26 protein-coding genes and 1 tRNA gene are annotated in these 25,492 nt (G+C 68.9%); 9 read left to right on the forward strand and 18 right to left on the reverse strand.

The features are described from left to right. Positions 1–444 precede the first annotated feature (444 nt). From LOKHON_RS01925 to glpD, 9 genes are all read right to left on the reverse strand, one after another. Positions 445–1,584, reverse strand: coding sequence for an iron-containing alcohol dehydrogenase (locus LOKHON_RS01925; RefSeq protein ID WP_017928081.1), 1,140 nt, complete (start codon positions 1,582–1,584; stop codon positions 445–447). Further along, positions 1,581–3,068 (reverse strand): glycerol kinase GlpK, encoded by a 1,488-nt coding sequence (gene glpK, locus LOKHON_RS01930; RefSeq protein ID WP_017928080.1) that lies wholly within the window; start codon positions 3,066–3,068, stop codon positions 1,581–1,583. Before glpK ends, LOKHON_RS01925 begins: the two co-directional genes overlap by 4 nt. 99 nt (positions 3,069–3,167) lie before the next feature. Continuing rightward, the gene (locus tag LOKHON_RS01935; protein WP_017928079.1) at positions 3,168–4,874 is read right to left on the reverse strand and encodes an ABC transporter substrate-binding protein; all 1,707 of its coding nucleotides are present in this window, start codon (positions 4,872–4,874) and stop codon (positions 3,168–3,170) included. Positions 4,875–4,942: 68 nt separating this feature from the next. After that, positions 4,943–5,215 (reverse strand): DUF2160 domain-containing protein, encoded by a 273-nt coding sequence (locus tag LOKHON_RS01940; protein WP_017928078.1) that lies wholly within the window; start codon positions 5,213–5,215, stop codon positions 4,943–4,945. A gap of 16 nt (positions 5,216–5,231) precedes the next feature. Beyond that, positions 5,232–6,125, reverse strand: a complete 894-nt coding sequence (locus tag LOKHON_RS01945) for a carbohydrate ABC transporter permease (protein ID WP_017928077.1) — start codon at positions 6,123–6,125, stop codon at positions 5,232–5,234. Further along, the gene (locus LOKHON_RS01950) at positions 6,125–6,997 is read right to left on the reverse strand and encodes a carbohydrate ABC transporter permease (protein ID WP_017928076.1); all 873 of its coding nucleotides are present in this window, start codon (positions 6,995–6,997) and stop codon (positions 6,125–6,127) included. The genes LOKHON_RS01945 and LOKHON_RS01950 overlap by 1 nt, the downstream gene beginning before the upstream one ends. Continuing rightward, a complete protein-coding gene (locus tag LOKHON_RS01955) occupies positions 6,997–8,190 on the reverse strand; it encodes an ABC transporter ATP-binding protein (protein ID WP_017928075.1) in 1,194 nt (397 codons plus the stop codon). Before LOKHON_RS01955 ends, LOKHON_RS01950 begins: the two co-directional genes overlap by 1 nt. 1 nt (position 8,191) lies before the next feature. Continuing rightward, complete coding sequence (locus tag LOKHON_RS01960; protein ID WP_017928074.1) at positions 8,192–9,280, reverse strand: ABC transporter ATP-binding protein; 1,089 nt, start codon at positions 9,278–9,280, stop codon at positions 8,192–8,194. Between the two features lie 27 nt (positions 9,281–9,307). Next, positions 9,308–10,873: a glycerol-3-phosphate dehydrogenase gene (gene glpD / locus LOKHON_RS01965; RefSeq protein ID WP_245631418.1), complete on the reverse strand. Its 1,566-nt coding sequence runs from the start codon at positions 10,871–10,873 to the stop codon at positions 9,308–9,310. A 331-nt stretch (positions 10,874–11,204) separates the two neighbouring features. On the opposite strand from glpD, the gene LOKHON_RS01970 reads away from it, so the two are divergent. The 5 genes from LOKHON_RS01970 (at position 11,205) to LOKHON_RS01990 (ending at position 14,921) form a co-directional block, all read left to right on the forward strand. Continuing rightward, positions 11,205–11,972 carry a DeoR/GlpR family DNA-binding transcription regulator gene (locus tag LOKHON_RS01970; RefSeq protein WP_017928072.1) on the forward strand — a complete coding sequence of 256 codons (768 nt, stop codon included), beginning with the start codon at positions 11,205–11,207 and terminating at the stop codon, positions 11,970–11,972. Between the two features lie 65 nt (positions 11,973–12,037). Continuing rightward, a complete protein-coding gene (locus LOKHON_RS01975) occupies positions 12,038–12,691 on the forward strand; it encodes a hypothetical protein (RefSeq protein ID WP_017928071.1) in 654 nt (217 codons plus the stop codon). 74 nt (positions 12,692–12,765) lie between these two features. Then, entirely contained in the window at positions 12,766–13,695 is a 930-nt protein-coding gene (locus LOKHON_RS01980) for a LysR family transcriptional regulator (protein ID WP_017928070.1), read from the forward strand. A 107-nt stretch (positions 13,696–13,802) separates the two neighbouring features. After that, complete coding sequence (locus LOKHON_RS01985) at positions 13,803–14,198, forward strand: DUF2384 domain-containing protein (RefSeq protein ID WP_017928069.1); 396 nt, start codon at positions 13,803–13,805, stop codon at positions 14,196–14,198. 72 nt (positions 14,199–14,270) lie between these two features. Next, on the forward strand, positions 14,271–14,921 hold the full coding sequence (locus LOKHON_RS01990; RefSeq protein ID WP_017928068.1) for a trimeric intracellular cation channel family protein: 651 nt from the start codon (positions 14,271–14,273) through the stop codon (positions 14,919–14,921). Positions 14,922–14,981: 60 nt separating this feature from the next. Here the strand turns inward: LOKHON_RS01990 and LOKHON_RS01995 are convergent, their stop codons facing one another. The 3 genes from LOKHON_RS01995 to LOKHON_RS16035 form a co-directional block, all read right to left on the reverse strand. Then, a complete protein-coding gene (locus tag LOKHON_RS01995; protein ID WP_017928067.1) occupies positions 14,982–16,418 on the reverse strand; it encodes an alanine/glycine:cation symporter family protein in 1,437 nt (478 codons plus the stop codon). 149 nt (positions 16,419–16,567) lie between these two features. Beyond that, positions 16,568–16,789, reverse strand: a complete 222-nt coding sequence (locus LOKHON_RS02000; RefSeq protein ID WP_026147430.1) for a hypothetical protein — start codon at positions 16,787–16,789, stop codon at positions 16,568–16,570. Positions 16,790–16,881: 92 nt separating this feature from the next. Further along, positions 16,882–18,489 carry a coiled-coil domain-containing protein gene (locus LOKHON_RS16035; RefSeq protein ID WP_017928066.1) on the reverse strand — a complete coding sequence of 536 codons (1,608 nt, stop codon included), beginning with the start codon at positions 18,487–18,489 and terminating at the stop codon, positions 16,882–16,884. 258 nt (positions 18,490–18,747) lie between these two features. On the opposite strand from LOKHON_RS16035, the gene LOKHON_RS02010 reads away from it, so the two are divergent. Then, positions 18,748–19,422: a tellurite resistance TerB family protein gene (locus LOKHON_RS02010; RefSeq protein WP_017928065.1), complete on the forward strand. Its 675-nt coding sequence runs from the start codon at positions 18,748–18,750 to the stop codon at positions 19,420–19,422. A gap of 84 nt (positions 19,423–19,506) precedes the next feature. Here LOKHON_RS02010 and LOKHON_RS02015 read toward each other — a convergent pair whose 3' ends face one another. From LOKHON_RS02015 to LOKHON_RS02035, 5 genes are all read right to left on the reverse strand, one after another. Next, positions 19,507–20,034: a DUF2934 domain-containing protein gene (locus tag LOKHON_RS02015; RefSeq protein WP_017928064.1), complete on the reverse strand. Its 528-nt coding sequence runs from the start codon at positions 20,032–20,034 to the stop codon at positions 19,507–19,509. Between the two features lie 152 nt (positions 20,035–20,186). Further along, positions 20,187–20,263 (reverse strand) — tRNA-Arg (locus LOKHON_RS02020). Between the two features lie 107 nt (positions 20,264–20,370). Then, complete coding sequence (locus tag LOKHON_RS02025; RefSeq protein WP_017928063.1) at positions 20,371–21,768, reverse strand: sensor histidine kinase; 1,398 nt, start codon at positions 21,766–21,768, stop codon at positions 20,371–20,373. Positions 21,769–21,801: 33 nt separating this feature from the next. After that, positions 21,802–23,220, reverse strand: coding sequence for a dihydrolipoyl dehydrogenase family protein (locus LOKHON_RS02030; RefSeq protein WP_017928062.1), 1,419 nt, complete (start codon positions 23,218–23,220; stop codon positions 21,802–21,804). Beyond that, positions 23,217–23,963, reverse strand: a complete 747-nt coding sequence (locus LOKHON_RS02035; RefSeq protein ID WP_017928061.1) for a TVP38/TMEM64 family protein — start codon at positions 23,961–23,963, stop codon at positions 23,217–23,219. Before LOKHON_RS02035 ends, LOKHON_RS02030 begins: the two co-directional genes overlap by 4 nt. Positions 23,964–24,202: 239 nt before the next feature. On the opposite strand from LOKHON_RS02035, the gene rpmH reads away from it, so the two are divergent. The 3 genes from rpmH to yidD are packed head-to-tail and all read left to right on the forward strand — an operon-like array spanning position 24,203 to position 24,968. Beyond that, positions 24,203–24,337, forward strand: a complete 135-nt coding sequence (gene rpmH / locus LOKHON_RS02040) for a 50S ribosomal protein L34 (RefSeq protein WP_017928060.1) — start codon at positions 24,203–24,205, stop codon at positions 24,335–24,337. A gap of 32 nt (positions 24,338–24,369) precedes the next feature. Then, on the forward strand, positions 24,370–24,750 hold the full coding sequence (gene rnpA / locus LOKHON_RS02045) for a ribonuclease P protein component (RefSeq protein WP_017928059.1): 381 nt from the start codon (positions 24,370–24,372) through the stop codon (positions 24,748–24,750). After that, on the forward strand, positions 24,747–24,968 hold the full coding sequence (gene yidD, locus LOKHON_RS02050) for a membrane protein insertion efficiency factor YidD (protein ID WP_017928058.1): 222 nt from the start codon (positions 24,747–24,749) through the stop codon (positions 24,966–24,968). The genes rnpA and yidD overlap by 4 nt, the downstream gene beginning before the upstream one ends. On the opposite strand, the gene LOKHON_RS02055 is transcribed toward yidD, so the two are convergent. Further along, complete coding sequence (locus LOKHON_RS02055) at positions 24,969–25,484, reverse strand: superoxide dismutase family protein (protein WP_017928057.1); 516 nt, start codon at positions 25,482–25,484, stop codon at positions 24,969–24,971. Between the last annotated feature and the right edge of the window lie 8 nt (positions 25,485–25,492).

The raw sequence follows: 25,492 nt of genomic DNA on the forward strand, positions 1-25,492 counted from the left end.
CCGCTTGCGCGGTTATCCTTGACGTTCGAACCTCTGCACATCGTCCCATCCGGCTGGATGGGACAGTCATCCGTCTGACCGTGCTTCCAGGTTTCATCAGAAACCGAAAGTCCGTCAAACGGTGAAGCTGACACCGGTCATCGGGGCAAGCCCCTACCGGCGCGACATACAGACGTTGATCCATCGAAATGAACCGAAGCCGCCCGCATATCTCTTCAGATATCTGCGATGTCAAAGAGCGTGAAGAAAACCAAACCAGAGCGCCACTCAATGGCACCCCGCCCCGTTCCCTTCGGAATGTCGTTCCCGTCAGTGCATCTCTGCGCCGCCGGTGAGGGGCTATCTAGGGATGGGGCGTGCGAGTCGCAACAGCAAAAACACCCCGAAACCGAAAAAAGTTCACATCGCCCGACAAACGGCTTGCCCGTGGCTTCGCCGCCGCCGTCACAGGCTGTCGCGCAAGGCCGCTTCGAGCGCCGCCAACGGCAGCTCCACCGGGTTGCCGCGCATTGAGGAGGAGGCGCGCGAAGCCTCGGCCAGATCGGGGATCTCGGCGGCCGGGACACCCATTGCACCGAGCCGGGGCAGGCCGCAGCCGTCGATCCATGCCTCCAGCGCGTCGAGGGGATCGCCTCCCTCCCCCAGCGCCGCCGCGATCCAGCCGGCCACCTCGTGATGGCGGGTCATGTCGCCCCCCTGCCCCGCCACGGCACGAGCATTGGCGCGCAGCACGCCGGGCAGCAGGCGGCCGCATAGCGCGCCATGCGGCGCCCCGACCCGTCCGCCGAGCACACCCGCAAAGCCATGCACCGCCCCCAGCCCCGCATTGGCCAGGGCCAGCCCGCCGAACAGGCTGGTCAGCGCGAGGTCATCGCGCGCCGTCTCGCTCTCCTGCCTCATCAGCCGCATCAGCGCCGCCAGCCCGCGCGGGATCGCGTCGCGGCACAGCGCATCGGTGAAGGGCGTGGCGCGGCAGGACAGGTACGGCTCGATCACCTGCGTCACCGCGTCGAGCCCCGAGGCCAGCGTCACGCCGCGCGGTGCGGCGTCGGTCAGGGCCGGATCGACGATGGCGAGATCGGCCAGCATGCGATCGTCGCGCAAGGACACCTTGCGGCCATGCGACGGCACGCCGATCACCGCGTTCTTGGTGACCTCGGCGCCGGTGCCGGCGGTGGTCGGCAGCGCGACGAAGGGCAAGGGGGCCGCCTCCAGTGGCCGCCCCTCTCCCACCACCTCGAGATGGCGCATCGCCCCGCCCGGCGCGGGAATCAGCGCCGCCGCGGCCTTGGCCATGTCGATCGCCGAACCGCCGCCCAATGCCGCCACGACATCGATGCGGCTCTCGCGGCCCCGCGCCACCACGGCGTCGAGATCGTCGATGAGCGGCTCGCCCGCCTGCCGGATCTCCTCGACCGTCGCGCCGCGCGCGCGCAGCTCGGCGGCCAGGCGGTCGGCGCCCGCATGACCGCCGCGCAACAGCAGCACGCGCGTGCCACGGGCGTGGATCGCCCCGGCGGCCTCCGACGCGCGGCCCCGGCCAAAGGAGACACGACCCGCGGTCAGGATGTCGAAACCGCTCATACCGAGCGGGTCGCGGCGACCGCGCGCCCCCAGGCCGCGTAGCCCGCCTCGCGCGTCTCTTCCTCCATTTCGGGAGAGAAGCTGCGGTCAAGCTTCCAGTTCGCGGCGAAACCCTGCTGGTCGGGATAGATCCCGGCCCGCATGCCCGCGAGCCAGGCCACGCCCAGCGCCGTGGTTTCGGTGATTTCGGGCCGGTCGACCGGCGCATCGGTGATGTCGGCGAGGAACTGCATGGTCCAGTCGCTGGCGCTCATGCCGCCATCGACGCGCAGCGTCGCGCGCTCGGACGCGTCCTGCCAATCGGCGCGCATCGCCTCCAGAAGATCGCGGGTCTGGTAGCCGACGCTTTCGAGCGCGGCGCGCGCCATTTCGCGCGGGCCGGTGTTGCGGGTGAGCCCGAACACCGCGCCGCGGCATTCGGCGTCCCAATAGGGCGCGCCCAGGCCCGTGAAGGCGGGCACCATGATCACCCGCTGCTGCGGGTCCGACGCCTCGGCCATCCCCTGCGTTTCGGATGCCGCCTCGATCAGGCCAAGCCCGTCGCGCAGCCATTGCACCACCGCGCCGGCGATGAAGATCGAGCCTTCGAGCGCGTAGGTCGGCTTGCCATCGAGCTGGTAGGCCACGGTGGTCAGGAGCCGGTGGGTGGAGCGCACCGGCGCCTCGCCGGTGTTCAAAAGCGCGAAGCAGCCGGTGCCATAGGTGGATTTCAGCATGCCGGGCGCAAAGCAGGCCTGCCCCAGCGTCGCGGCCTGCTGGTCGCCCGCCACGCCGAGGATCTGGATCTCGGCGCCCAGGTGATCGGTCTGCGCGGTGCCGAAATCGGCGGCGCAGTCGCGCACCTCGGGCAGCATCTCCATCGGGATGTCGAGCATGCCGCAGATGGTGCTGCTCCAGCAGCCCTTGTGGATGTCGTAGAGCATGGTGCGGCAGGCATTGGTGGCGTCGGTGGCGTGCACCGCGCCCCCGGTCAGGTTCCAGATCAGCCAGCTGTCGACCGTGCCGAACAGAAGCTCGCCCGCCCGCGCCCGGTCGCGGGCGCCGTCGACATGGTCGAGAATCCATTTGAGCTTGGTGCCCGAGAAATACGGATCGATGATCAGCCCGGTCTTGGTGGTGACGGTCTCTTCCTCGCCGCGCGCGCGCCAGTCGCGACAGAAGGCAGCGGTGCGGCGGTCCTGCCAGACGATGGCGTTGTGGATCGGGCGCCCGGTCTCGCGCTCCCAGACCAGCGTGGTCTCGCGCTGGTTGGTGATGCCGATGCCGGCGATGTCGGTGGCGGCGGTGCCGGTGCGGTCGAGCACCGCGCGGCAGACGCGCAGCGTCGTGGCCCACAGATCGTCCGGGTCGTGTTCGACCCAGCCGCTGTCGGGATAATGCTGCGGAAACTCCTCCTGCGCCATCTCGACGATCTTCATCTCGGCGTCGAAGAGGATGGCGCGGCTCGAGGTGGTGCCCTGGTCGATGGCGAGGATGTGGGTCATCGGGTGCTCGTGTCTTGAAGTGAAACGCCGCGGGCGGGACGGACCCGCCCGCGGCGCGATGGGCCGGGGCCCGGATGCGGGCCCCGGCGGTTCAAAGGCTTACTGCCAGGACTGGATCAGCTCTTCGTAGCTGATGGTCTTGGGCTCCTCGTCCTCGTTCTCCAGCTCGGGCTTGGGCGCGCCGGGCTGGTCGAGCCAGTATTGCGGATCCTGCTCCTCGTTCATGACGGGACCGAGATCGCCCTGGATGCCGGCCCGCTCGAGCCGCTCGAGCACCTGCTCCTGCTGCTCGCACAGGCTGTCGAGCGCTTCCTGCGCCGATTTCGCGCCCGAGGAGGCATCGCCGATGTTCTGCCACCACAGCTGCGCCAGCTTGGGATAGTCGGGGATGTTGGTGCCGGTGGGCGACCAGCGCACCCGGTCGGGCGAGCGGTAGAACTCCACGAGACCGCCCAGCGCCGGGGCACGTTCGGTGAAGCTTTCGTGCTGGATCGTCGACTCGCGGATGAAGGTCAGGCCCGCATGCGACTTCTCGACATCGACGGTCTGCGAGGTGACGAACTGGGCATAGAGCCAGGCCGCCTTGGCCTCGTCCACCGGGGTGCTGTCGAGGATGGTCCAGGAGCCCACGTCCTGATAGCCGACCTTCATGCCCTCTTCCCAGTAGACCCCGTGCGGGCTGGGCGCGAGACGCCATTTGGGCGAGCCGTCCTCGTTCACGACCGGGATGCCCTCTTCGACCAGCGACGGCACGAAGGTGGTGTACATGAACATCTGCTGGGCGATCTCACCCTGCGCCGGGATCGGGCCGGATTCCGAGAAGGTCATGCCCGCCGCGGCCGGCGGCGCGTAGGCCTTCAGCCAGTCGACGTATTTCTCGATCGCATAGACCGCCGCCGGGGAGTTGGTGGCGCCGCCGCGGGCCACGCAGGAGCCGACCGGCTGGCTGTTCTCGTTGACGCGCACGCCCCATTCGTCGACCGGCAGGCCGTTGGGCTCGCCGACATCGCCCATGCCGGCCATCGACATCCACGCGTCGGTGAAGCGCCAGCCGAGGCTCGGGTCCTTCTTGCCGTAATCCATGTGGCCATAGACCGTCTTGCCGTCGATCTCGCGACCGGTGAAGAACTCGGCGATGTCCTCATAAGCCGACCAGTTGACCGGCACGCCCAGATCGTAGCCGTACTGCTCCTTGAAGTCGGCCATGTTCTGTTCGTCGGTGAACCAGTCATGACGGAACCAGTAGAGGTTGGCGAACTGCTGGTCGGGCAGCTGGTAAAGCTCGCCATCCGGGCCGGTGGTGAACTCCAGACCGATGAAATCGTCGAGGTTCAGCGTCGGGCTGGTGACGTCGGCGCCCTCGTTCGCCATCCAGTCGGTCAGGCTGCGCGCCTGCTGGTAGCGCCAATGGGTGCCGATCAGGTCGCTGTCGTTGACATAGGCGTCGTAGATGTTCTCGCCCGACTGCATCTGCGTCTGCAGCTTCTCGACCACGTCGCCTTCGCCGATCAGGTCGTGGGTGACCTGGATGCCGGTGATCGCGGTGAAGGCCGGGGCCAGCACGGTCGCTTCGTATTCATGCGTCGGGATGGTCTCGGAGACCACGTTGATCGACATGCCCGAGAACGGCGCGGCGGCGTCGATGAACCACTGCATCTCGGCTTCCTGCGCCTCGCGCGAGAGGGCGGAGCGTTCGATTTCCTCATCGAGGAAGCTGGTCGCGGCCTCCATGTCGGCCATGGCCGGCCCGGCCAAAAGCCCGAGCGCGAGGCCCAGCGCGGTGGTGGATTTCAAGATCGGGTTCATATGGTTTCCTCCCATTTTACGAACCTTGCAACCGGCGCCGCCTCCCGGATCGGCGCCGAACGAACCTGTCAGACCCAGCGGAACACCGCCGCGGCGTAGATCAGGCAGACCAGCATCGCCCAGGGCTGCGCCGCGGGGACGAGGCCGAGCCAGGCGAGATTGATGAAGGCCGAGCCCAGCAGCGTGATGAAGAGCCGGTCGCCGCGGGTCGTCTCGATCCCCAGCACGCCGGTGCGCGGCGTTTCGGGGTAGCGGGCCGCCAGCAGCGTGAAGATCACCAGAAGAGTCGCGATCGTGCCGAAGAAGATCGCCGTCGGAACGGTCCATGCCATCCATGCCATGTCGTCTCTCCCTTTCTCAGACGCGGCCCAGGGCAAAGCCCTTGGCGATGTAGTTGCGCACGAACCAGATCACGAGCGCGCCCGGCACGATGGTCAGCACCCCCGCCGCCGCCAGCACGCCCCAGTCGAGACCCGAGGCCGAGACCGTCCGCGTCATGGTGGCCGCGATCGGCTTGGCGTCAACACTTGTAAGTGTGCGCGAGAGCAGCAATTCAACCCAAGAGAACATAAAGCAGAAGAAAGCCGCAACGCCGACGCCGCTCGCCACCAGCGGCATGAAGATCTTCACGAAGAACTTCGGAAAGGAGTAGCCGTCGAGATAGGCGGTCTCGTCGATCTCGCGCGGCACGCCGCGCATGAAGCCCTCGAGGATCCACACCGCCAGGGGCACGTTGAACAGCGTATGCGCCAGCGCCACCGCGATATGCGTGTCGAACAGCCCCACGGACGAATAGAGCTGGAAGAAGGGCAGCGCGAACACCGCCGGCGGCGCCATGCGGTTGGTCAGCAGCCAGAAGAACAGGTGCTTGTCACCCATGAAGGAGTAGCGCGAAAAGGCGTAGGCCGCCGGCAGCGCCACCGCGATCGAGATGACGGTGTTGAGCGTCACGTAGATGATCGAGTTGACATAGCCCATGTACCACGACGGGTCGGTCAGGATCTTGACGTAGTTGGCGAAGGTCAGGTCGCGTGGCCAGAGCGAGAAGGCCCCGAGGATCTCGGTGTTGGTCTTCAGGCTCATGTTGATGAGCCAGTAGATCGGCAGCATCAGGAACACGAGGTAGAGCGTCATCACCACGACCGAGCCCGAGGGGCGGAAGCGGCGGCGGCTTTGCGCGCGCGGCTCGGCGGCGGAGACGTCGCCGGGGATCGAGGCGGCGCCGGGGGCGGAAGTCGTCGCGTCGGTCATCACCGGCCCTCCCTTTTGTCGAGATTGGTCATCACGGTGTAGAACACCCAGGAAATCAGCAGGATGACGAGGAAGTACATCAGGCTGAACGCCGCCGCGGGTCCAAGGTCGAACTGCCCCAGAGCCATCTTCACGAGGTCGATCGACAGAAACGTGGTGGCGTTGCCGGGACCGCCGCCGGTGACGACGAAAGGCTCGGTATAGATCATGAAGCTGTCCATGAAGCGCAAGAGGATCGCGATCATCAGCACGCCCGCCATCTTGGGCAGCTCGATGAAGCGGAACACCTTCCAGCGCGAAGCCTGGTCGATCTTGGCGGCCTGGTAATAGGCGTCGGGGATCGATTGCAGACCGGCATAGGCCAGAAGCGCCACCAGCGAGGTCCAGTGCCAGACATCCATGACGATCACGGTGGCCCAGGCGGCGATGAAATCCTGCGTGTAGTTGTAGGAGATGCCGAGCTTGGCCAGCGTGTAGCCCAGAAGGCCGATATCGACCCGCCCGAAGATCTGCCAGATCGTGCCGACCACGTTCCACGGGATCAAGAGCGGCAGCGACATCAGCACGAGGCAGAACGAGGCCCAGAAGCCTTTCTTGGGCATGTTGAGCGCCACGAAGATGCCCAGCGGCACCTCGATCGCGAGAATGATGCCCGAGAACACCAGCTGGCGGCCCAGCGCGTTCCACATCCGCTCGCTTTCGAGCATGTCGCGGAACCAGTCGAGCCCGGCCCAGAAGAAGACGTTGTTGCCGAAGGTGTCCTGCACCGAGTAGTTCACCACGGTCATCAGCGGGATCACCGCCGAAAACCCGACGAGGATCAGCACCGGCAGGACGAGAAACCAGGCCTTCTGATTGACGGTCTTGTTCATCACGCGGCCCTCCCCTGCTGCGCGCCTTGCGGCCCGTCTCCTTGCGCGCCTTGCGGCCCGTCTCCTTGCGCGCCTTGCGGCCCGTCTCCTTGCGCGCCTTGCGGCCCGTCTCCTTGCGCGCCTTGCGGCGCGACGCGCCAGTCATCGGCATAGACGTTGATGGCCCCCGGATCGAACACCACCCGGTCGGCGCCAGCGGGCACCGGCGTGCCCTCGTCGAGGATCGCGTTCGCCGCCGTGCCGCCGACATCGAGCCGGACGATCTTGTGGCGGCCCACATCCTCGACGCGCAGGATGCGCGCGGGCAGCCCTTCGCCGCCCGCCTGCAGCCGCACGAATTCGGGCCGCACGCCGATCTGCGTATGCCCCGTCTTGGGCGCGTAGCTGCCGCCGAGCGGCACGGACGCGCCCTGCACGGTCGCGATGGTCCCGGCGATCTCTGCGTCGAACAAGTTCATGCCGGGCGAGCCGATGAAGAAGCCGACGAAGGTGTGCGCGGGCCGCTCGAACAGCTCCTGCGGCGTGCCGATCTGCACCACGCGCCCGTCATACATCACCACCACCTTGTCGGCGAAGGTGAGCGCCTCGGTCTGGTCGTGGGTGACATAGATCATGGTGTGGCCGAAATCGTGGTGCAGCTGCTTGAGCTGGGTCCGAAGCTCCCACTTCATGTGCGGGTCGATCACGGTCAGCGGCTCGTCGAACAACAGCGCGTTGACGTCCTCGCGCACCATGCCGCGCCCGAGCGAGATCTTCTGCTTGGCGTCGGCGGTCAGCCCGCGCGCCTTGCGTTTGAGCTGGTCCTCCATGCCGATCATCGCGGCGATCGCGTTCACGCGCTCGGCGATGTATTTCGGATCGGCGCCCCGGTTCTTGAGCGGAAAGGCGAGGTTCTCGCCCACCGACATGGTGTCGTAGACCACCGGGAACTGGAACACCTGCGCGATGTTGCGCTCGGCCGTCGGCGCGTGGGTCACGTCGCGCCCGTCGAACAGGATGCGGCCCTGGCTCGGCTGCAACAGCCCCGAGATGATGTTGAGAAGCGTGGACTTGCCGCAGCCGGACGAGCCCAGAAGCGCGTAGGCCTCGCCATCGACCCAGTCGTGGTTCAGCTCCTTGAGCGCCCAGTCGTCATCCTTCTGCGGCTGCTTGAGATAGGAATGCGCGAGGTTGTCGAGCGTGATCTTGGCCATGTCAGGCGGCCTCCACGTAAGCGGCCGGGGCGACGAGCGCGCCGTCCTCGGCAAAGACATAGACATGCGCCGGATCGAGATAGGCGGTGAGCGACTGGCCGGGCTTGAGGTTGCGTACCCCGTGGATCAGCCCGACCCAGCGTTCGCCGTGATGATCGAGATGCACGAAGGTCTCCGAGCCGGTGATCTCGGTCACCGCGAGCCGGGTGTCGAAGTCGATGTCGCCCTCATGTCCGCGCTCCAGCTCCATGTGGTTGGGGCGGAAGCCCCCCATGTAGCGCCCGTCGCGCAGCCCCGACAGCGCCCCGGCCGCCGCGATTTCGCGCCCGCCATCGAGACGCAGCGCGGCGCCGCGCTTCTCGAAGGGCAGGAAATTCATCGGCGGGTCGGAAAACACCCGCGCCGTGGTCGCGTCCACCGGGTGGCGGTAGACCTCGGGCGTCGGGCCGAACTGCGTCACCCGGCCTTCCCACAGCGTCGCGACATGACCGCCGAGCAAAAGCGCCTCCTCGGGCTCGGTGGTGGCATAGACGAAGATCGAGCCCGCCTCCTCGAAGATCTTGGGGATCTCGGCGCGCAGCTCCTCGCGCAGCTTGTAGTCGAGATTGGCGAGCGGCTCGTCCAGAAGCACCAGACCCGCATCCTTGACCAGCGCCCGCGCCAGCGCGCAGCGCTGCTGCTGGCCGCCCGACAGCTCCAAGGGCTTGCGGTCGAGCATCGGGGTAAGCTTCATCATCTCGGCGGATTTGCGCACCGCGGCGTCGATCTCGGATTTCGACTTGCCCGAGATCCGCATCGGCGAGGCGATGTTGTCGTAGACGGTCATCGACGGGTAGTTGATGAACTGCTGGTAGACCATCGCCACCTTGCGGTCCTGCACCCTCTGCCCGGTCACGTCCTCGCCGTTCCACAGGATCCGGCCGGTGTTGGGCTGATCGAGCCCGGCCATCAGCCGCATCAGCGACGTCTTGCCCGACAGGGTCGGCCCCAGAAGCACGTTCATCGTGCCGTTCTGCAACGTGAGATCGGTGCGGTGGATATGGGTCTGCCCCTCCACCCGCTTCGACACGCCCTCCAGCGTCAGCGTCATGTCTTTCCTCCCTGCTGCGCGGCGGCCTCAGCCGTGCCGCGCGGCCCCCTCTCCTTGCATCCAGTCCTCGAGGGCGGCGGCCTGATCCTCGGTCAGGCGCAGCCCCAGCTTCGATCGCCTCCACAGCACGTCATCCGCGCTGCGAGCGTATTCCTTTTCGACCAGCCACGCGACCTCGGCCTCGGTCAGCGTCGCGCCGAAATCGCGCCCCAGATCCTGGGCCGTCTTCGCCGTCCCGAGGATCGCGCGGGCCTCGGTGCCATAGGCCCGCACCAGCCGCCGCGCCCAGCGCCGGTCGAGAAACGGATACGCCGTCTCCAGCCCCTCGATCAGCGCCTCGACCCCGTCGACCGGGAAATCGCCGCCCGGCAGCGGCACCCCGGCGGTCCAGCGCTCCCGCTCGGTCTCGAAATACGGCGCGATCTTCTCCATCGCGCTCTCGGCGAGGCGGCGATAGGTGGTGATCTTGCCGCCAAAGACGTTGAGCACCGGCGCGCCGCCCTCGGCATGAACCTTGAGCGTGTAGTCGCGGGTCGCCGCCGTGGCGCTCGACGCGCCGTCATCATAGAGCGGACGCACCCCCGAATAGGTCCAGACGATGTCCTCGCGCGTCACGTCGCGTTCGAAATACCGGCTGGCGAAGCGGCACAGGTACTCCTGCTCCTCCGGCGTGCATTCGGCGGGCGTCGAGGGGTCGGGATGATCGGCATCGGTGGTGCCGATCAGCGTGAAATCGGTCTCGTAGGGGATCGCGAAGATGATCCGCCCGTCGGTGCCCTGGAAGAAATAGCACTTGTCGTGATCATAGAGCCGCTTGGTGACGATGTGGCTGCCGCGCACGAGCCGGACGCCCTCGCGGGTCTCGACATCGATCGCGCCCTTCAGAAGCTTGCCGACCCACGGCCCGCCGGCATTGACCAGCATCTTTGCCCGATGCGTGCGGCGCGCGCCGGTCTCGCGGTCCTCGACCTCGACGGCCCACAGGTCGCCTTCGCGCGCGGCGTGCAGCACGCGGGTCCGCGTCATGATCTTCGCCCCGCGCGCCTCGGCGTCGCGGGCGTTGAGCACGACGAGCCGCGAATCCTCGACCCAGCAGTCGGAATATTCGTAGGCGGTCTCGAATTCGGCATTGAGCGGCACACCGGCCGGGTCGGCGCGCAGATCGACGGTGCGCGTGCCCGGCAGGATCTTCCGCCCGCCCAGATTGTCATACATGAACAGGCCCAGCCGGATCAGCCAGGCCGGGCGGCGGCCCTTCATCCACGGCATCACCGTGCCCAGAAGCTTGGAGGTCGGGGTGTCGCTCTCGAAGCGCATCGACGGGTGATAGGGCAGCACGAAGCGCATCGGCCACGAGATATGCGGCATGGCGCGCAGCAGCGTCTCGCGCTCGATCAGCGCCTCGCGCACCAGCCGGAACTCGAAATATTCGAGATAGCGCAGCCCGCCATGGAACAGCTTGGTCGAGGATGACGAGGTCGCCTGAGCGAGATCGTCCATCTCGGCCAGCACCACCGACAGGCCGCGCCCCGAGGCGTCGCGCGCAATACCGCAGCCATTGATGCCACCGCCGATCACGAACAGGTCGCTCACGGGTTCGGATGTCTGGATTGCCGGCAAGTGGACCTCCCCTGCGCCCGTGTTCGATTTCGGGATGATCCTGACTCCGAGGCCCGCGTTTGGCAAGATGGTTTTTTCGTTTTGGTTCGCTTTTCGCGCCCCGCTCCGCGCTGCGCCTGCCCCCGCCCCTGCCCCGCGCGGCACGCGGATTCTGCGGCACAGCGGGCATGACAGGCCCTGTTTTTCAGGTTCCCGGCCGAAAACCAGCCTTGGCGGCACGGGCGATCGGTCCAGAATGCGGTCTCGAAACATTGCATACCGCGCATTTTCGCGCATTATGGAACACTCACCACGGGACCGCACCATGTCGCAAAGCTTCAGACAGCCGGAAATCCTCGAGATCGCGCGCCGCGAGGGGCGCGTCACGGTCGAGGGGCTGGCCGAGCATTTCAAGGTCACGCTGCAGACGATCCGCCGCGATCTCAGCGATCTCGCAGAGGCCGGGCGGCTCGACCGGGTGCATGGCGGCGCGGTGCTGCCCTCGGGCACGGTCAATATCGGCTACGAACACCGCCGCACGCTCAACCCCGACGCCAAGGCCGCGATCGCCGCCGCCTGCGCCGCCGAGATCTCGGACGACGCGTCGATCTTTCTCAACATCGGCACCTCGACCGAGGCGGTGGCGCGCGCGCTTTTGCGCCATCGCGGGCTGATGGTGGTGACCAACAACATGAACGTCGCCACGATCCTCGCCGAGAACGCCGAGGCGCAGGTGATCGTCACCGGCGGCGCGCTCCGCCGTTCGGATGGCGGGCTGGTCGGCGCGCTGACCACCCGCACGATCCAGCAGTTCAAGTTCGACCTCGCGGTGATCGGCTGCTCGGCGCTCGACGAGACCGGCGACCTTCTGGATTTCGACATCGAGGAGGTCGGCGTGAACCAGAGCCTTCTGGGCCGGTCGCGCCGCACCGTGCTGGTGGCCGATCATTCCAAGTTCTCGCGCTCGGCGCCCGCGCGCATCGCCTCGCTGCGCGAGATCGACGCCTTCTACACCGACGCGCCCCCGCCCGCCGCGCTGGCGCAGCGCTGCGCCGAATGGGGCACGCGAATCGTCGTGGCGCCGTCGATCTAGCCCGCTCTGGCGATTTGCCGGTGCGGGCCATAGATAGGGGGCGTCCACCCGCTCCCGGAGTTTCGATGCGCATCGCCCTGCCCCGTCTTGCCGTCCGGCTGGCGCTGCTCGCGGTGCTGGTCGCGGCCAATCTCTGGCTGGCCTTCTGGATGCGCGACCTTGCCGCCGAGATGGCCGAGCAGGGGCGCATGGAGCTGTTCGGCGCCGCCGTGGTCGGGCTCTTGCTGGTCTATGCGCTGGTGCTGGCGATCCCCTTCGTGCCCGGCGCCGAGATCGGGCTGGCGCTCCTGATGGCGCATGGCCCCGCCGCCGCGCCCTTTGTCTGGGGGGCCACGGCGCTGGGGCTGCTGATCGCCTTTGGCGCGGGGCGCGCGCTCGCGGCACCCCGGATCTGCCGGGCGCTGGAGCGGGTCGGGCTCGACCGCGCCGCCGCCGCGCTGGCCCGCCTGCGCGAGACCGACCCCGAGCTGCGGATGCGCCGCCTCGAGGCCAGCGTCCCGGGCTGGGCCCGAAGCTGGGTGCTGCGGCGGCGCTACCTGCTGCTGGCGCTCTTGGTGAACCTGCCGGGCAATTCGCTGATCGGCGGCGGCGGCGGCATCCTGCTTGCCGCCGGGCTGAGCCGGCTGTTCCACCCGCTGCCGGTGCTGGTGACGCTGGCGCTGGCCACCGCGCCGCTGCCGGTGCTGGTGATGCTGATCGGCCCCGGCATTCTCGGCTGAGCCGGGGCCGCGCGTCTGGTCCCGGCGCGGATGAGCGCGTATCCCCCCGAGGCAGCAATGACGGAGCCGCGCCCTTGGCCTATCTCGACAACATCCGCACCTTCGTGAGGGTCTACGAGCTGGGCTCGATGTCGGCGGCCGGGCGCGACCTGCGCATCTCCGCCGCCGTGACCTCGGCCCGGATCGGCCAGCTCGAGACGCATCTGGGCGTGCGGCTGTTCCAGCGCACCACCCGCAGCCTCGCCCCCACCGAACAGGGGCGCAGCTTCTATGACGGCGCCCGCGCCGTGCTCGAACGGGTCGAGGAGGCCGAGGCGCTGGTCTCGCGCATCACCGAAACCCCGCGCGGCACGATCCATGTCGCCGCCCCGCTGGGCGTCGGGCGGCGGCTGATCGCGCCCGAGCTGCCCGGTTTCGCGCAGGCCTATCCGCAGGTCGATCTGCGGCTGCGGCTGTCGGACCGGATGATCGACCTCACCGCCGAGGCGATCGATCTGCGCTTTTTCCTCGGGCGGCCCGCCGACAGCGACCTGACGATCCGCCAGATCGCCACCTGCGCCCGCGTGCTCTGCGCCGCCCCCGGCTACATCGCCCGGCGCGGCGCGCCCGCGGATGGCGCCGAGCTGCTGGCGCAGCGGCACGACTGTCTCAACCTGCGCTTTCCCGGCGCGACCGAATTCCGCTGGACGCTGCAGACGCCGCAGGGTCCGCGCCCCCACCCGGTGGCGGGGCGGCTCGAATGCGACGATGGCGACGTGCTGACCGACTGGGCGCTCGCCGGGGCGGGCATCGCCATGAAACCGGTGTTCGAGGTGGCCGACCACCTCGCCGCCGGGCGGCTGGTGGCGGTCTGCACGCGCACTCCGCCGCTGCCGGTGCAGATGGCCTGCCTGTTCACGCATCGGCGGCTGCAGGATCCGAAAATGCGGCTGTTTCTCGATCACATGGCCGCGCGGATCGGCGCGGCGCTCGCCGCGGCAGAGGCCGAGGCCGGGCCGGGCTGAACCGCCGATCGGCAAAAACCCGCTCAATGCCGGGGGCTTGGCGGAACCGTTTCTGCCCCGTTAACCCGACTCGGGTATAGCGAAGGCAGAGCCAGAGGAGATCGCCCTTGTTCGCAGCCGCCCAGCCCATCGAGACCGCCGAACGCCAGGTCAGCTCCGCGGAAACCGCCCCGCTGGTGCGCACCGCCGTCCTTCTCGCCCGGGTCTGGGAACTGCGCGACGCGCAGATGGTCGCGATCCTGGGCGGCATGCAGCCCGAAAGCTGGCGCCGCTGGTGCGCGGGCCGGGTCGAGATCGTCGATCGCGAACGGCTGCGCCGCATGGCGCTTTTGCGCGACATCCATGTCGCGATCCGCGGCGAAACCACGGGGGTCGGCCCCGCCGACTGGATCCGCGCGCGGCAATCGGCGCTTGGCGGCCGCAGCCCGCTGCAGGTGATGACATCGGGCCGGATCGATGATCTCATCCGCCTGCGCGACACCTTCGCGCCGCTCGCCGCCTGAACCATGCGTTGACTTGGGCCCGGCAATGTCTAGGAGGGCGCCTTCGCCCCTCCTGACGCCCGGAGCCTCGCCATGGACCTGCCTCTCGCGCCGCTGCTCGTGGCGCTCGACCTCCTTTCCGCCGTCTCCTTTGCCGCCACCGGCGCGCTCGTCGCCTCGCGCAAGGAGCTCGACATCCTCGGCTTCGTCTGGTTCGCCGTCATCACCGGCGTCGGCGGCGGCACCACGCGCGACCTGATCCTTGGCCAGCCGGTGTTCTGGGTCGAAGACCCCACCCCGGTCATCGCCTGCATCCTGACCGCGATCGCCACCCATTTCGGCGCGCATCTGATGGAATACCGCTACCGCTACATCCTGTGGCTCGACGCGTTCGGCATGGCGCTGGTGAGCGTGGTCGGCACGCTCAAGGCGCTCGATGCGGGCGCGGGCGTGACGGTGGCGATCGCCATGGGCGTGATCACCGCCAATGTCGGCGGCATCATCCGCGACACGCTGGGCCACGAGCCGTCGGTGATCCTGCGCCGCGAGATCTATGTCGCGGCCTCGATGCTGGGGGCCGCGGCCTGCGCGGCGCTGGTGATCTTCGGCGCGGGCCGCGAGGCGGCGGCGCTGGCCGGCTTCGGGCTCGCCTTCACGCTCAGGATCGTGGCGCTGTGGCGCGGCTGGTCGCTGCCGGCCTACCGCTCGCGTCCGGGCCGCAAGAACCCGCCCACCGGTTTTTGAAACCGCGCATCAAAAAAGGGGGCCGCGCGGCCCCCTTTCCTGTCTGACGGGTCGTGGCCCTCAGCCGAGCGGCCGGGTCCGGGCCGGCACCGCCCAGGCGCCGCGGTCGATGTCGAGATCGGCGTAATCGTCGATCTCCAGCACCGGCTCCACCGCGCCGGCGCGCAGCTGGCGGCGGTAATCGGCCAGAAGCCGCAGCCCGACCGGGAACAGCATCGCCAGCGCCAGCAGGTTGACCAGCGCCAGAAGCCCCATCAGCGGATCCGAGAAGAAGAACACCGCCGTGGCGCCGGGCGCGGCCGCGCCGAGAAACACCACCACCGGCACCGCGATGCGCAGCGCAAGCCGCGCGATCCAGGACCCCGACAGCACCGAGACGGCGGTCTCGCCGAGATAGTAGTTGTAGATGATCGAGGAGAACGCGAAGAGCAGCACCGCCCCGGTCAGGAAGTATTGCGCCCATTCGCCCAAATGCCCCACGAGGCTCTGCTGGGTGAGCGCCACGCCGTTCACATCCTCGGAGCCGGGCACGTAGACATCGCCCAGAAGGATCACCAGCGCCGTGCAGGAGCAGATGATCATGGTGTCGATGAAGACCGACAGCGACTGCACGATGCCCTGGCTGATCGGGTGCGGCACCGCCGCCGCCGCCGCCACGTTGGGCGCCGAGCCCAGACCCGCCTCGTTCGAGAACAGGCCGCGCCGCATGCCTTGCGCCACCGCCGCGCCGACGCCGCCGCCGACCGCCTCCTCGAAGCCCAGCGCGTTGGCCACGATGGTCCACAGCACCTGCGGCACCTCGGTGATGTTGAGGATGATCACCGCCAGCGCCAGCACGATGTAGCCCAGCGCCATCACCGGGATCACCACGTCGGAGACCTTGGCGATCCGCTTGATGCCGCCGAACACGATGACCGCCGTCACCAGCGCGAGACCGGCGCCGACCCAGATCGGGTCGAGCCCGAGGCTGTCATTCGCGGCCACCGCCACGGTGTTGCCCTGAAACGCCGAAAAGCCGAGCCCGAACGAGGCCAGCAGGCAGACCGCGTAGAGGATGGCGAGCCAGTTGAAGCGTTCACCCAGGCCGTGGATGATGTATTGCGCCGGGCCGCCGCGATAGGTGCCGTCGGGCTCGGTCCGCTTGTAGAGCTGGGCCAGCGCGCATTCGAACAGCGAGGTGGCCATGCCGATCAGCGCCACCACCCACATCCAGAACACCGCGCCAGGCCCGCCCAGCGTGATCGCCACCGCGACGCCGGCGATGTTGCCGCCGCCGACCCGGCCACCGATCGAGACCAGCAGCGCCTCGCGCGAGGAGACGCCGCCATCGCGGTCGCCGCCATCCGACAGCACGCCCCACATGCGCCCGAAGAAGCGCAGCTGCACGAAGCCCGAGATCAGGGTGAAGGCCCCGCCGAGAACGACGAGGAACGGGATCAGCGCCCAGCCCCACGTGGCATCCCCGATCCAGCCGAAGATCGTCTGCAATTGTGTCATGCGGTCCTGTCCTCCCTGTCGCGCGCACCTGCTACGGTGCGGCTCTGTCGCGCGTTTGCGCAAGGGGTGCAACGCATTGTTGCCGGACGCAGGGTCAAACAAGCACCAGCTCCACCGGGCCGACACAGAACCCGGGCCCCGGCACGATTTCAAAGCCGATGCCCACCGGGCCGGGCTTTTCGCGCCGCAGCCGCCCCGGCAGGAGCCCCCGTCATCAGCATCGCGATGAGCGCGGTGGCGCGGTCGGCGGCGGTCATGGCGCCCCAGGTCGAGCCGTCGTCGAAGACATCCGCCGCCGACGGGACCATCCCCTCGAAGGCGTTGCCGCCGATCACGTCGCCCACCGCGGGGCTGACCGCGCCGATCCGCACCGCCGCGATGGCCGCCGCCGCCAGTGCAAGGACAGCGCCGACCGCCCGGAGCGAAAGACCCGCGAGAGCCAGTCAGCGCCCTGCGGTCGCGATCAGCGGGTCGCCACGAACTCGCGGCCCTCGAACAGCGCGCAGGAGCCGTCGCTGTCGCCCAGGGCGATGCCGTTTTCGCCCTGGGACATCTCGCAGCGCATCGGGAAGACCGCCGACCCGGTATCGCCCTGAACCTCGTCGAGCGTCAGGATGCCGTCTTCGGCCACATAGCGGCCATTGACCCGACCGAACTGGTCGCTGCCCGCCATGGTGAAGCGCCCGTCATCGGAGAATTTCACCGCGATCGGGCCCAGCGTGTAAAGCCCGGGCTCCAGCGCGGCGATGGCCGTCCTGTCGCCGGTGGCATCGCTGTCGGCGGGCGCCGCGGCGGGACCGGCCGGGGCGGTGTCCGCCGCGGCGACCGCTTCGGCCTCCTGCGGCGCCGGGGCCTGCGCGTTACCGGCCTCCGGCGCGGCGACGGCCTCGTCTTGCGGCAGGTCGGTCACCTGCGGACGCGCGGCGTCCTGCGCCGCTTCCGGCGCAGCCCCGGCGGTGTCCGCCTGCGGCAGGTCGGTCACCTGCGGGCGCGTGGCGGCCTGCGCCGTCTCCGTCTCCGGCGCGTCCTCGGGCAGCTCCGTCACCTGCGGGCGCGCGTCTTCGGCTTCGGCCTGCTGCGGCGCGCCGGAAGTGGCCTGCGCGTCCTGCGCCTCGGGCAGATCGGTGATCTTCGGCTCGGGCGCGTCCTGCGTGGCGGTTTCGCCCTGCGCGGCGGCGGCTTGCGTTCCGGCCTCGACCTCGGCCCCTGCCCCGGCGATGCGGCGCTCGACCTGCGCCAGATCCTCGGCCCGGCGCGCGAGGTTCTGCGCCAGCTGCGCGACCTCTTCCTGCAGCACCTGCCGCTGCTCGCGGGCCGAGCTCACCTCCTGCGACAGCGCCGCGCGCTCATCGCTCAGCCCGGTCACCTCGGCCTCCAGACCGTCGCGCCGCTCGGTCAATTCGGCCACGCGGGCCTCCGTCTCGGCCAGCTCGGCCTTCAGCGCATCGCTTTCGCCGCGCAGCTCGCCCAGCTCGGTCTCGGCCTGCGCCACCTGCTCGGTCAGCTCGGCGGCCTCGCTGCTCAGCGTCGCGATCAGCTGGCGCAGCTCGGCCTCCTCGGCGCGGGCCTGTTCAAGACGCTGCGTGACATCGGCCAATTCGGCGGTGGCCGTCTCGGCACGGGCGCGCGCCTCCTCGCGGCGGGTCTCGAAGCTGCCCAGCTCGCTGCGCAGCGGCGCAAGCTGCTCTTCGAGCGATTGCGTCTCGGCCTGCGCGGCGTCGAGATCGGCCTCGGCCGTCTCGATCCGGCCGGACAGCTCCTGCAGGCGCTCTTCGGCGGGAATGATCTCCGCCTCGATGGTGGCGCGGCGGTTCTCGAGCTCCTGCTCCTCGACCCGGAGCCCTTCGAGCTCGGCGCGCAGCGCCTCGATGCTGCCCATGGTCTCGGTCTGGACCGCCACCTGGTCCTCGACCTCGACGATCCGGGCCTGCGCCTCTTCGAGATCGCCGCCGATCGAGGCGCGCGCGATGAGCAGCCACAGCACGAGCAGCCAGCCGATCACGGCGGCCACCACCGCGATCCAGAACCGGGATGAATTGGGCCGCTTGGCGGGCTCGGCAGTATCGGTCATGTCGTGCAATCTCCCCTCGTGGCGCGTCCTGCGCACCGCATTCTTGTCTTCAAGAGGCAACCGGGGCAAGCGCGGCGGGGTTCCGGTCGGCGCCGAAAAACCTCGTCCGGCCATGGCCCCCTCCCCCCGCCACAACACCATGCGGCGGGATGCTCCGAGGCGCGCGGCCCATGGCGGGGCATGGCTGGGCATGGGCCGGGGAACGAAGCCCGCGCCGGTTTCGTTGCGCTGACGACCCAGGCGGAAAGGATCCCTCCCATGAGTCTCAAACGCATTCTCGGCGTCATGCTGGCCTCGCGCATGGGCGGCCGGGGCCGCCGTCGCGGCGGGCTTGGCAACGCGGCGCTTCTCGGCGGGCGCGGCCTGCGCGGAAAGGCCGGCGTCGCGGCGCTGGGCTACATGGCCTACCAGGCCTATCGCGACCACCAGTCGCGCCAGCGCGCCAGCGGCTCCACCGCGCAGGCCGCCAGCACCAGCAGCAGCTCCGGGCTGAGCGGCATCTTCGACCAGATCGCGGGGGCGCTGGGCGGCGACGCGCCCGCCTCGGATCCCCCCGATCCGCGTCACGCGCAGGCCGCCGAGGCCATGAGCGACGATCGCGCGCTCCTGCTGATCCGCGGCATGATCGCCGCCGCCCATGCCGACGGCACCCTGTCCGACGATGAACGGCATCGGATCTCGGGCCAGCTCGACGAAGCCGAGGCCACCGCCGACGAGCGGCGGCTGATCGCGACCGAGATCGAGCATCCCAAGCCGCTCGACACGTTGCTGGCGCGGATCGACGACCACGACATGGCGGTCGAGTTCTACCTCGCGTCCCGCGCGGCGGTGGATTCGGAGACCGAGGCCAACCGCGCCTATCTCACGCTGCTGCGCCAACGGCTCGGCATCACCGAAGACGAGGCGCGCGAGGCCGAGGAGCTGGCGCCCTGATATCGGTGCACCGCTGCGCCAAATGCAGAAAGGGCCGCTCCGGGCATGGAGCGGCCCTTTTTCGTGCCATGCGGTGCGGCGGGCTCAGCCCGTTTCGCTCGGCCCCTTGGCATAGTCATCGGCGGTCTTTTCCGGGCCGCTGCGCACGGCGCGGCGCGACACTTTCTTTTCGCCCGCGGCCACGGTGTTGCCGCCCTTCTTGGCGCCGGCCTTGGCGGGCGCGACCTTCTTCGCGGAGGCCGCCTTTTTCGCACGGCCCCGCTTGGGCGCAGCCCCCGGCTCGGTCGATGCCGCGGCGGATTTGCGGCGCCCGCCCGTGGCGGGGCTGGTGTCGGCGATTTCCTCGCCCGGCCCGTCCGGCATGGCTTCGCGGGCCTGCTGCTGCCCCATCTCGTCGAGCCCATCCGCGCTCAGGGGCAGGTCGTCCGAACGCCCGGCCAGACCGGCGGCGGCGGCGGTGCCGGGCGCCACGTCGGCCCCGGTCGCGTCCTCCGCATCGATCTGCGCCACGGCCTCGTGCCAGTGATCCTGATCGCGCCCCTCCGGCGCGCCTTCGCGCTGCCACAGATCATAGGCGCTCTGCCGGATCCGTTCTTCCCTGTCATCGGCCATCGAAAGGCCCTCCCGGTTGAATCCAAATCTTGTTCAGCAGGTATCGCGCCGCGGCCCGATTTCGAGTCCCCCACCCGAAAAGATGCAGGAACCTGAAACGACAAAAGCCCCCGAAGGGGCTTTGGCGATCTTCGTGTTTTCCGGGAAGGAAGTGGCGGACTGGGGAGGATTCGAACCCCCGACCCCTTGATTCGTAGTCAAGTACTCTATCCAACTGAGCTACCAGTCCGCTGTAGAGTGAGGCCGATCTACCGTCCGGTGCCGGGACATGCAAGGGCCGTTTTGCAGAAATCTCCGGCTTTCTGCACCGAACCGCCCCTGCCGTGGCGGCAAGCCTCAGCCGAGGAGCGGCTTGGGCGCGTTGCGCGGCAGGCAGATCGCGAATTCCGTCCCGGTCGCGTCCGTACGGGCCAGCTCCAGCCGGCCACCATGGCCGCGCACAAGCTCGGCGGCGATGGCCAGGCCGAGCCCCGAGCCGCCCTTGGCGACGCCGCCGCGAAACGCCCGGAACAGGTGTTCGCGCGCCTTGGGCGGCAGGCCCGGCCCGGTATCGGCGACGAAGATCCACCACGCATCCTCGTCCTCGCGCGCCGACACGGTGACGCGGCCGCCGCCGCCCTGCGCGAGAATCGCCTGCCGCGCGTTGCGCACGAGGTTCGACAGCACGCGGTAGAGCTGCTCGGCATCGGCGCGCAGCACCAGCCCCGGGGGCACCTCGTCGACGAAGGCGATCTCGGCCTCCTCGCCCGCCGCCAGCCGTTCGGCCTCCAGCACCTCGGCCACCAGCGCCGGCAGCGGCAGCCGGGCGAGCTGCGGCGGCGGCTCTTCGGCGCGCCCGAAGGCCAGCGTCGATTCGCACAGGCTCACCGCGCGGCTGATCGAGCCCACCAGCTTGGGCGCCATGCGCTTGACCAGCGGGTCCTCAGAGCTTTCGAGACGATCCGCGAAAAGCTGCGCCGAGGTGAGGATGTTGCGCAGATCGTGGCTGACCTTGGCGACCCCCGATCCCAGCTGCGCGAGCCGATCCTTCTGGCGCAGCGCCGAGGTCAATTGCGTCTCCATCGCCTGCAGCGCGGTTTCGGCCTCGTGCAGCTCGCGCAGGCCCGCGCGCGGCGCGATGATCCGGCGCGCATCCTCGGGCGCGTCGGCATAGCTCTGGATCTGCGCCACCACCCGCTTGATCGGCGTCACGAGAAAGGCCTGCACCGCGGCGAACAACAGCGCCGCCGTCACCACCGAGATCACCGCCGACAGGATCAGGATGCGCAGCCCGTAGTCGAGCATCTCGGCGCGCAGCGGCGCCTGGTCCATCGTCACCTCGATCAACAGCCCGCCCTGCTGCACCGGGTCGCCGATCACCCGGATGATCCGTTCATCCGGATCGAGCAGCGTGCCCACGGCGTCGCGGATCAGCTGCAGCGCCGAGGCGCCCCGCAGGTCATAGGTGGCATGTATCGGCTCGGGGATCGGCGAGGAGAGCGCAAGCTGGCGCACCTCGTCGCGCCGGAGCACGACGTTGTAGACGCCCGCATTCTCCAGAAGCTCGGTTTCGAGATCGGCATCGAGCGTCTCGGAGGCCAGCAGCGCCAGAGAGGCGATCTGCGCCCGCTCCAGCCGCAATTCGAGATAATCCTCCCGGAATCGCGCCACGGACGGCACGAAGATCAGCACCTCGGCCAGCATCACGAAGACCGTGGTCAGAAGCAGGAAACGTCCGGAGAGGGTATTGAGCATCTGGTCCCTTTTCGCCGGCGGGCCGCCGGGAGATCAAGGCACCCAGCGCTGGACCGTCCGAACGGCCGTCTTCACCCACTTGTTATCAAACAGGCTGGCGCTGAAATAGTTGCCCGCCGCGCGTTTGTTGATTTCTCCGAAACTGGGATACGGGAGCACCGCCCCCGCGATCTTCGACAGCCTCAAGCCGCTCGCGATGGCGATGGCCCAGACGCCGATCAGGTCGTCGGCATTCGCGCCGTAGATCGTGGCCCCCACCGGGCGGCCCTTGACCGCCATCAGCTTGAGCATGCCCTTGGTGCGGGTTTCGGCGATGGCGCGGTCGTTCTCGTCGAACGCCGCGCGGATCACCCTGAGCGCGTCGCCATGCGCCGCGCGCGCCTGCGCCTCGGTCAGCCCGACCTGCGCGAGACCGGGATCGGTATAGGTGGCCCAGGGGATATGCGAGGTCTTCGCCTTGGACGGCAGCCCGAACAGCATGGAGCGGATGATGACGCCCGCATGGTAGCCCGCGACATGGGTGAACATCAGCCCGCCCGCCGCGTCGCCCACCGCATAGACCCGGCGATTCGTCTCCGAGCGCAGATCCGCGCCGACGGCGATTCCCTTCCGGTCATGTTTCACGTGTGCCACGTCGAGACCGAGCCCGTCGGTCACCACCTCGCGCCCCACCGCCATGAGCATGTGCGAGCCTTCGAAGCGGCCCTTTTCCGTCTCGACGGTGATCGCGCCCTCGCGGCCCGAAACGGCGGTGACCTTGGCGTCCTCCTCGATGCGGATGCCCTCGGCGCGCAAGCTGTCGAGCAGCTGGCCCGCCAGCTCGGGGTCGTCCTTGCCCAGCGCCTTCATGCCCTCGATCACCGTGACCTCGCAGCCAAGCCTGCGATGCGCCTGCGCCATCTCGATGCCGATCGGCCCGCCGCCGATCACCAGCAGGTGGCGGGGCTTCTCGCGCAGATCGAAGATCGTCTCGTTGGTGAAATAGGGCGTGTCCTCGATCCCGTCGATCGGCGGCACCAGCGGCCGCGACCCGGTGGCCAGCACGAAGCGGCGCGCCTTGATGGTGGTGTCGCCCGCCTGCATTTCATCCGGCGAGGTAAAGCGCGCATGCTCGCGGATCACCGTGACGCCGAACCCCTCGAACCGCTCTTGCGAATCGACCGGGGCGATGGTGGCGATGCTGCGCGCGACGTGGTCCTTCACGGCGGCGAAATCGATCTCGGGCGCGACGGGCGTGATGCCCATCTCGGCGCCCTTGGTCATCTGGTGCGCCTGCTTGGCCGCGGCGAGCAGCGCCTTGGAGGGCACGCAGCCGCTGTTGAGGCAATCGCCGCCCATCTCGCCCTTTTCGACCAGCACCACGCGCGCGCCCATCTGCGCCGCCCCCGCCGCGACCGAAAGCCCGCCCGACCCGGCGCCGATGATGCAGATGTCGCAGTCGATATGGCTCATGCGAGACCTTTCCGGCCCTTCACGGCCTTGATCACGAGGGGAAGCGCCGACAGCGCGGCAAGACCGAGCAGCGGCAACAGGATGTGCGGCTCGAAGATGAGACCGAGATCGGGCGTCTCGCCCGCGGCGAACACCGCCCCCAGCCCCGCCCCCACCGAGGTGAAGACCAGCGCGCCCGGCGCGATGCCGAGGAAGGTGGTGATCGCGAAGGCCCCGAGGCCCACGCCGACCAGCGCCGGCAGCAGGTTGGCCACGAAGAACGGCACCACCGGCAGAAGCCGCAGCAGAAACAGCATCGACCACTGGTTCTCGTGGATGCCGTCCTTGATCTTCTTCAGCCGTCCTTCGGAGGTGTCCATGCCCCTGGACAGCCGCCGTCCCAGACCGGCCCGCGCGGCGAGAAAGATCAGGATCGCGCCGATCGTCGCCCCCGTCACGTTGAAGACCACTCCCGGAAACGTGCCGAACAGGAACCCGCCCGTCAGCGTCGCCACGGTGGCGCCGGGCAGCGAAAAGGCGACGATGACCACATAGGCCGCGATGAATCCCGCCACGGCGAGCGCGTAATTGGCATCGCGCCACGCGATCAGCGCCTCGCGGTTGTCGCGCAGCGTCTCGAAGCTCAGCACGTCGCGCAACAGGACGGCCCCGGCCAGCGCCACGACACCGATCACCGCAAGCGGCAGGTAGCGCGCCCAGCCGGGGCGCGAGGACGCCGACGTTTCGGTGGTTTCGCCAGTCATGAGGGCCTCCCGGGCTGCTGTCTCGTCAGACATGCACCGACATCCGGGCCTCGCCCAGCCCCCTCGCGCCCTGTTGATCCGGGGCGCCGGACTGTAACATTTTACGTGAGGACGGGATTCCGCCCGGCTTGCGTTGACAGGCCGCGGATGCCTCTTTATGGCACGGGCTTCGAATATGGCAGGCCCCGAATCCGGCATGGACGGCGGACGGCGCGGCCCCTTGAGACGGAGAAAGCGCAATGAAACGCACGTTCCAACCCTCGAACCGTGTGCGCAAGTCGCGTCACGGCTTCCGTGCCCGCATGGCCACCAAGGCCGGCCGGAAGATCATCAACGCCCGCCGCGCGCAGGGCCGCAAGGTCCTGAGCGCCTGATTTCCGATCAGGTGGCAGATCGAGAGACCCCCGTGGCCGGCAGAGATGTCGCCGCGCAGGGGTCTTTCGGCGTTGGCGTGGACAAGATGCGCAAACGCCCCGATTTCCTGCGCGCCGCACGGGCGCTGCGGCAGGGCACGACCGGATTCCATCTTCAGGGCAACCCGCGCGATGACGGCTCGGACGCCGTGCGCGTCGGCTTCACCTGTTCGAAGAAGGTCGGCAACGCCGTGGCCCGCAACCGCGCCAAGCGTCGCCTGCGCGAGGTCGCGCGCAAGGTGCTGCCCGAACGGGGCCGCGCCGGCTGGGATTACGTGCTGATCGGTCGGGCCGAGGTCACGGCCACGCATGACATCGAACAGATGGCGCGCGACCTGGAATGGGCGCTGGGCCGCGTCCACAGACAGGCGTGAGCCCGCTCGCGCGGATCGTCGCCCTGCCGGTGCGCGCCTACCGGCTCACCTTCTCGCCCATGGTCGGCCATGGCTGCCGGTTTCACCCGACCTGCTCGGCCTATGCGCTCGAGGCGCTGGAAAAACACGGCGGGCTCAGGGGCGGCTGGCTGATCCTGCGCCGCCTCGCGCGCTGCCACCCATGGGGCGGCAGCGGCATCGACAACGTCCCCGATTGATCACTGCTCCAGCTCGATGACGCCGCAGGCGATACGCGCGCCCGCCTCGGCCTCGGACTGGTAGGTGTCGGGATTCATGTGGATGATGATCGCCGAGCCGTCATCGTCGAACAGCGTGTTCTCGGCGTCGGGCTGCATCGAGACCCGGTCGGTGAACATGTCGGCATTCACCTCCAGCTCGGCATCCGCATAGATGTTGGGCATGTCGCCCGCATGCGGACCGGCCTCGTTGAGAAAGCCGTGCCCGGCCCCGTCGGGATTGTAATGCCCGCCAGCGGCCTCGAAATCCGGGGCGCAGGCGCCGGTCTCGTGGATGTGGAAGCTGTGCCCGCCCTCCGGCAGGTTGGTGATGCCAAGCGTCAGCAGCACGCCGTTCGGGGTTTCGGTCATCGCCACGGTCCCCATCGGGGCCCCGTCCACGCCGACCATGTTGGCCACCGCGTCCTGCGCCGTGGCCGCCCCCGGCAACGCCAGCAGCGCCGCGCAGGTCGAAAATGCCTTCATCGGAAACGTCATGCGGTCTC

Source organism: Limimaricola hongkongensis DSM 17492, assembly GCF_000600975.2.
Lineage (GTDB): Bacteria > Pseudomonadota > Alphaproteobacteria > Rhodobacterales > Rhodobacteraceae > Limimaricola > Limimaricola hongkongensis.

Excerpts from the sequence above, each read along its gene's own strand:
- LOKHON_RS02025 (WP_017928063.1), bottom strand. The coding sequence starts at position 21,768 with ATGCTCAATACCCTCTCCGGACGTTTCCTGCTTCTGACCACGGTCTTC.
- LOKHON_RS02015 (WP_017928064.1), bottom strand. The coding sequence starts at position 20,034 with ATGGCCGATGACAGGGAAGAACGGATCCGGCAGAGCGCCTATGATCTG.
- LOKHON_RS01990 (WP_017928068.1), top strand. The coding sequence starts at position 14,271 with ATGGACCTGCCTCTCGCGCCGCTGCTCGTGGCGCTCGACCTCCTTTCC.
- LOKHON_RS02010 (WP_017928065.1), top strand. The coding sequence starts at position 18,748 with ATGAGTCTCAAACGCATTCTCGGCGTCATGCTGGCCTCGCGCATGGGC.
- LOKHON_RS02055 (WP_017928057.1), bottom strand. The coding sequence starts at position 25,484 with ATGACGTTTCCGATGAAGGCATTTTCGACCTGCGCGGCGCTGCTGGCG.
- LOKHON_RS01955 (WP_017928075.1), bottom strand. The coding sequence starts at position 8,190 with ATGGCCAAGATCACGCTCGACAACCTCGCGCATTCCTATCTCAAGCAG.
- rpmH (WP_017928060.1), top strand. The coding sequence starts at position 24,203 with ATGAAACGCACGTTCCAACCCTCGAACCGTGTGCGCAAGTCGCGTCAC.
- LOKHON_RS01925 (WP_017928081.1), bottom strand. The coding sequence starts at position 1,584 with ATGAGCGGTTTCGACATCCTGACCGCGGGTCGTGTCTCCTTTGGCCGG.
- glpK (WP_017928080.1), bottom strand. The coding sequence starts at position 3,068 with ATGACCCACATCCTCGCCATCGACCAGGGCACCACCTCGAGCCGCGCC.
- LOKHON_RS01950 (WP_017928076.1), bottom strand. The coding sequence starts at position 6,997 with ATGAACAAGACCGTCAATCAGAAGGCCTGGTTTCTCGTCCTGCCGGTG.
- LOKHON_RS01960 (WP_017928074.1), bottom strand. The coding sequence starts at position 9,280 with ATGACGCTGACGCTGGAGGGCGTGTCGAAGCGGGTGGAGGGGCAGACC.
- LOKHON_RS01975 (WP_017928071.1), top strand. The coding sequence starts at position 12,038 with ATGCGCATCGCCCTGCCCCGTCTTGCCGTCCGGCTGGCGCTGCTCGCG.
- LOKHON_RS01945 (WP_017928077.1), bottom strand. The coding sequence starts at position 6,125 with ATGACCGACGCGACGACTTCCGCCCCCGGCGCCGCCTCGATCCCCGGC.
- LOKHON_RS02030 (WP_017928062.1), bottom strand. The coding sequence starts at position 23,220 with ATGAGCCATATCGACTGCGACATCTGCATCATCGGCGCCGGGTCGGGC.
- LOKHON_RS01935 (WP_017928079.1), bottom strand. The coding sequence starts at position 4,874 with ATGAACCCGATCTTGAAATCCACCACCGCGCTGGGCCTCGCGCTCGGG.
- LOKHON_RS01970 (WP_017928072.1), top strand. The coding sequence starts at position 11,205 with ATGTCGCAAAGCTTCAGACAGCCGGAAATCCTCGAGATCGCGCGCCGC.
- LOKHON_RS16035 (WP_017928066.1), bottom strand. The coding sequence starts at position 18,489 with ATGACCGATACTGCCGAGCCCGCCAAGCGGCCCAATTCATCCCGGTTC.
- LOKHON_RS01940 (WP_017928078.1), bottom strand. The coding sequence starts at position 5,215 with ATGGCATGGATGGCATGGACCGTTCCGACGGCGATCTTCTTCGGCACG.
- LOKHON_RS01995 (WP_017928067.1), bottom strand. The coding sequence starts at position 16,418 with ATGACACAATTGCAGACGATCTTCGGCTGGATCGGGGATGCCACGTGG.
- LOKHON_RS02035 (WP_017928061.1), bottom strand. The coding sequence starts at position 23,963 with ATGACTGGCGAAACCACCGAAACGTCGGCGTCCTCGCGCCCCGGCTGG.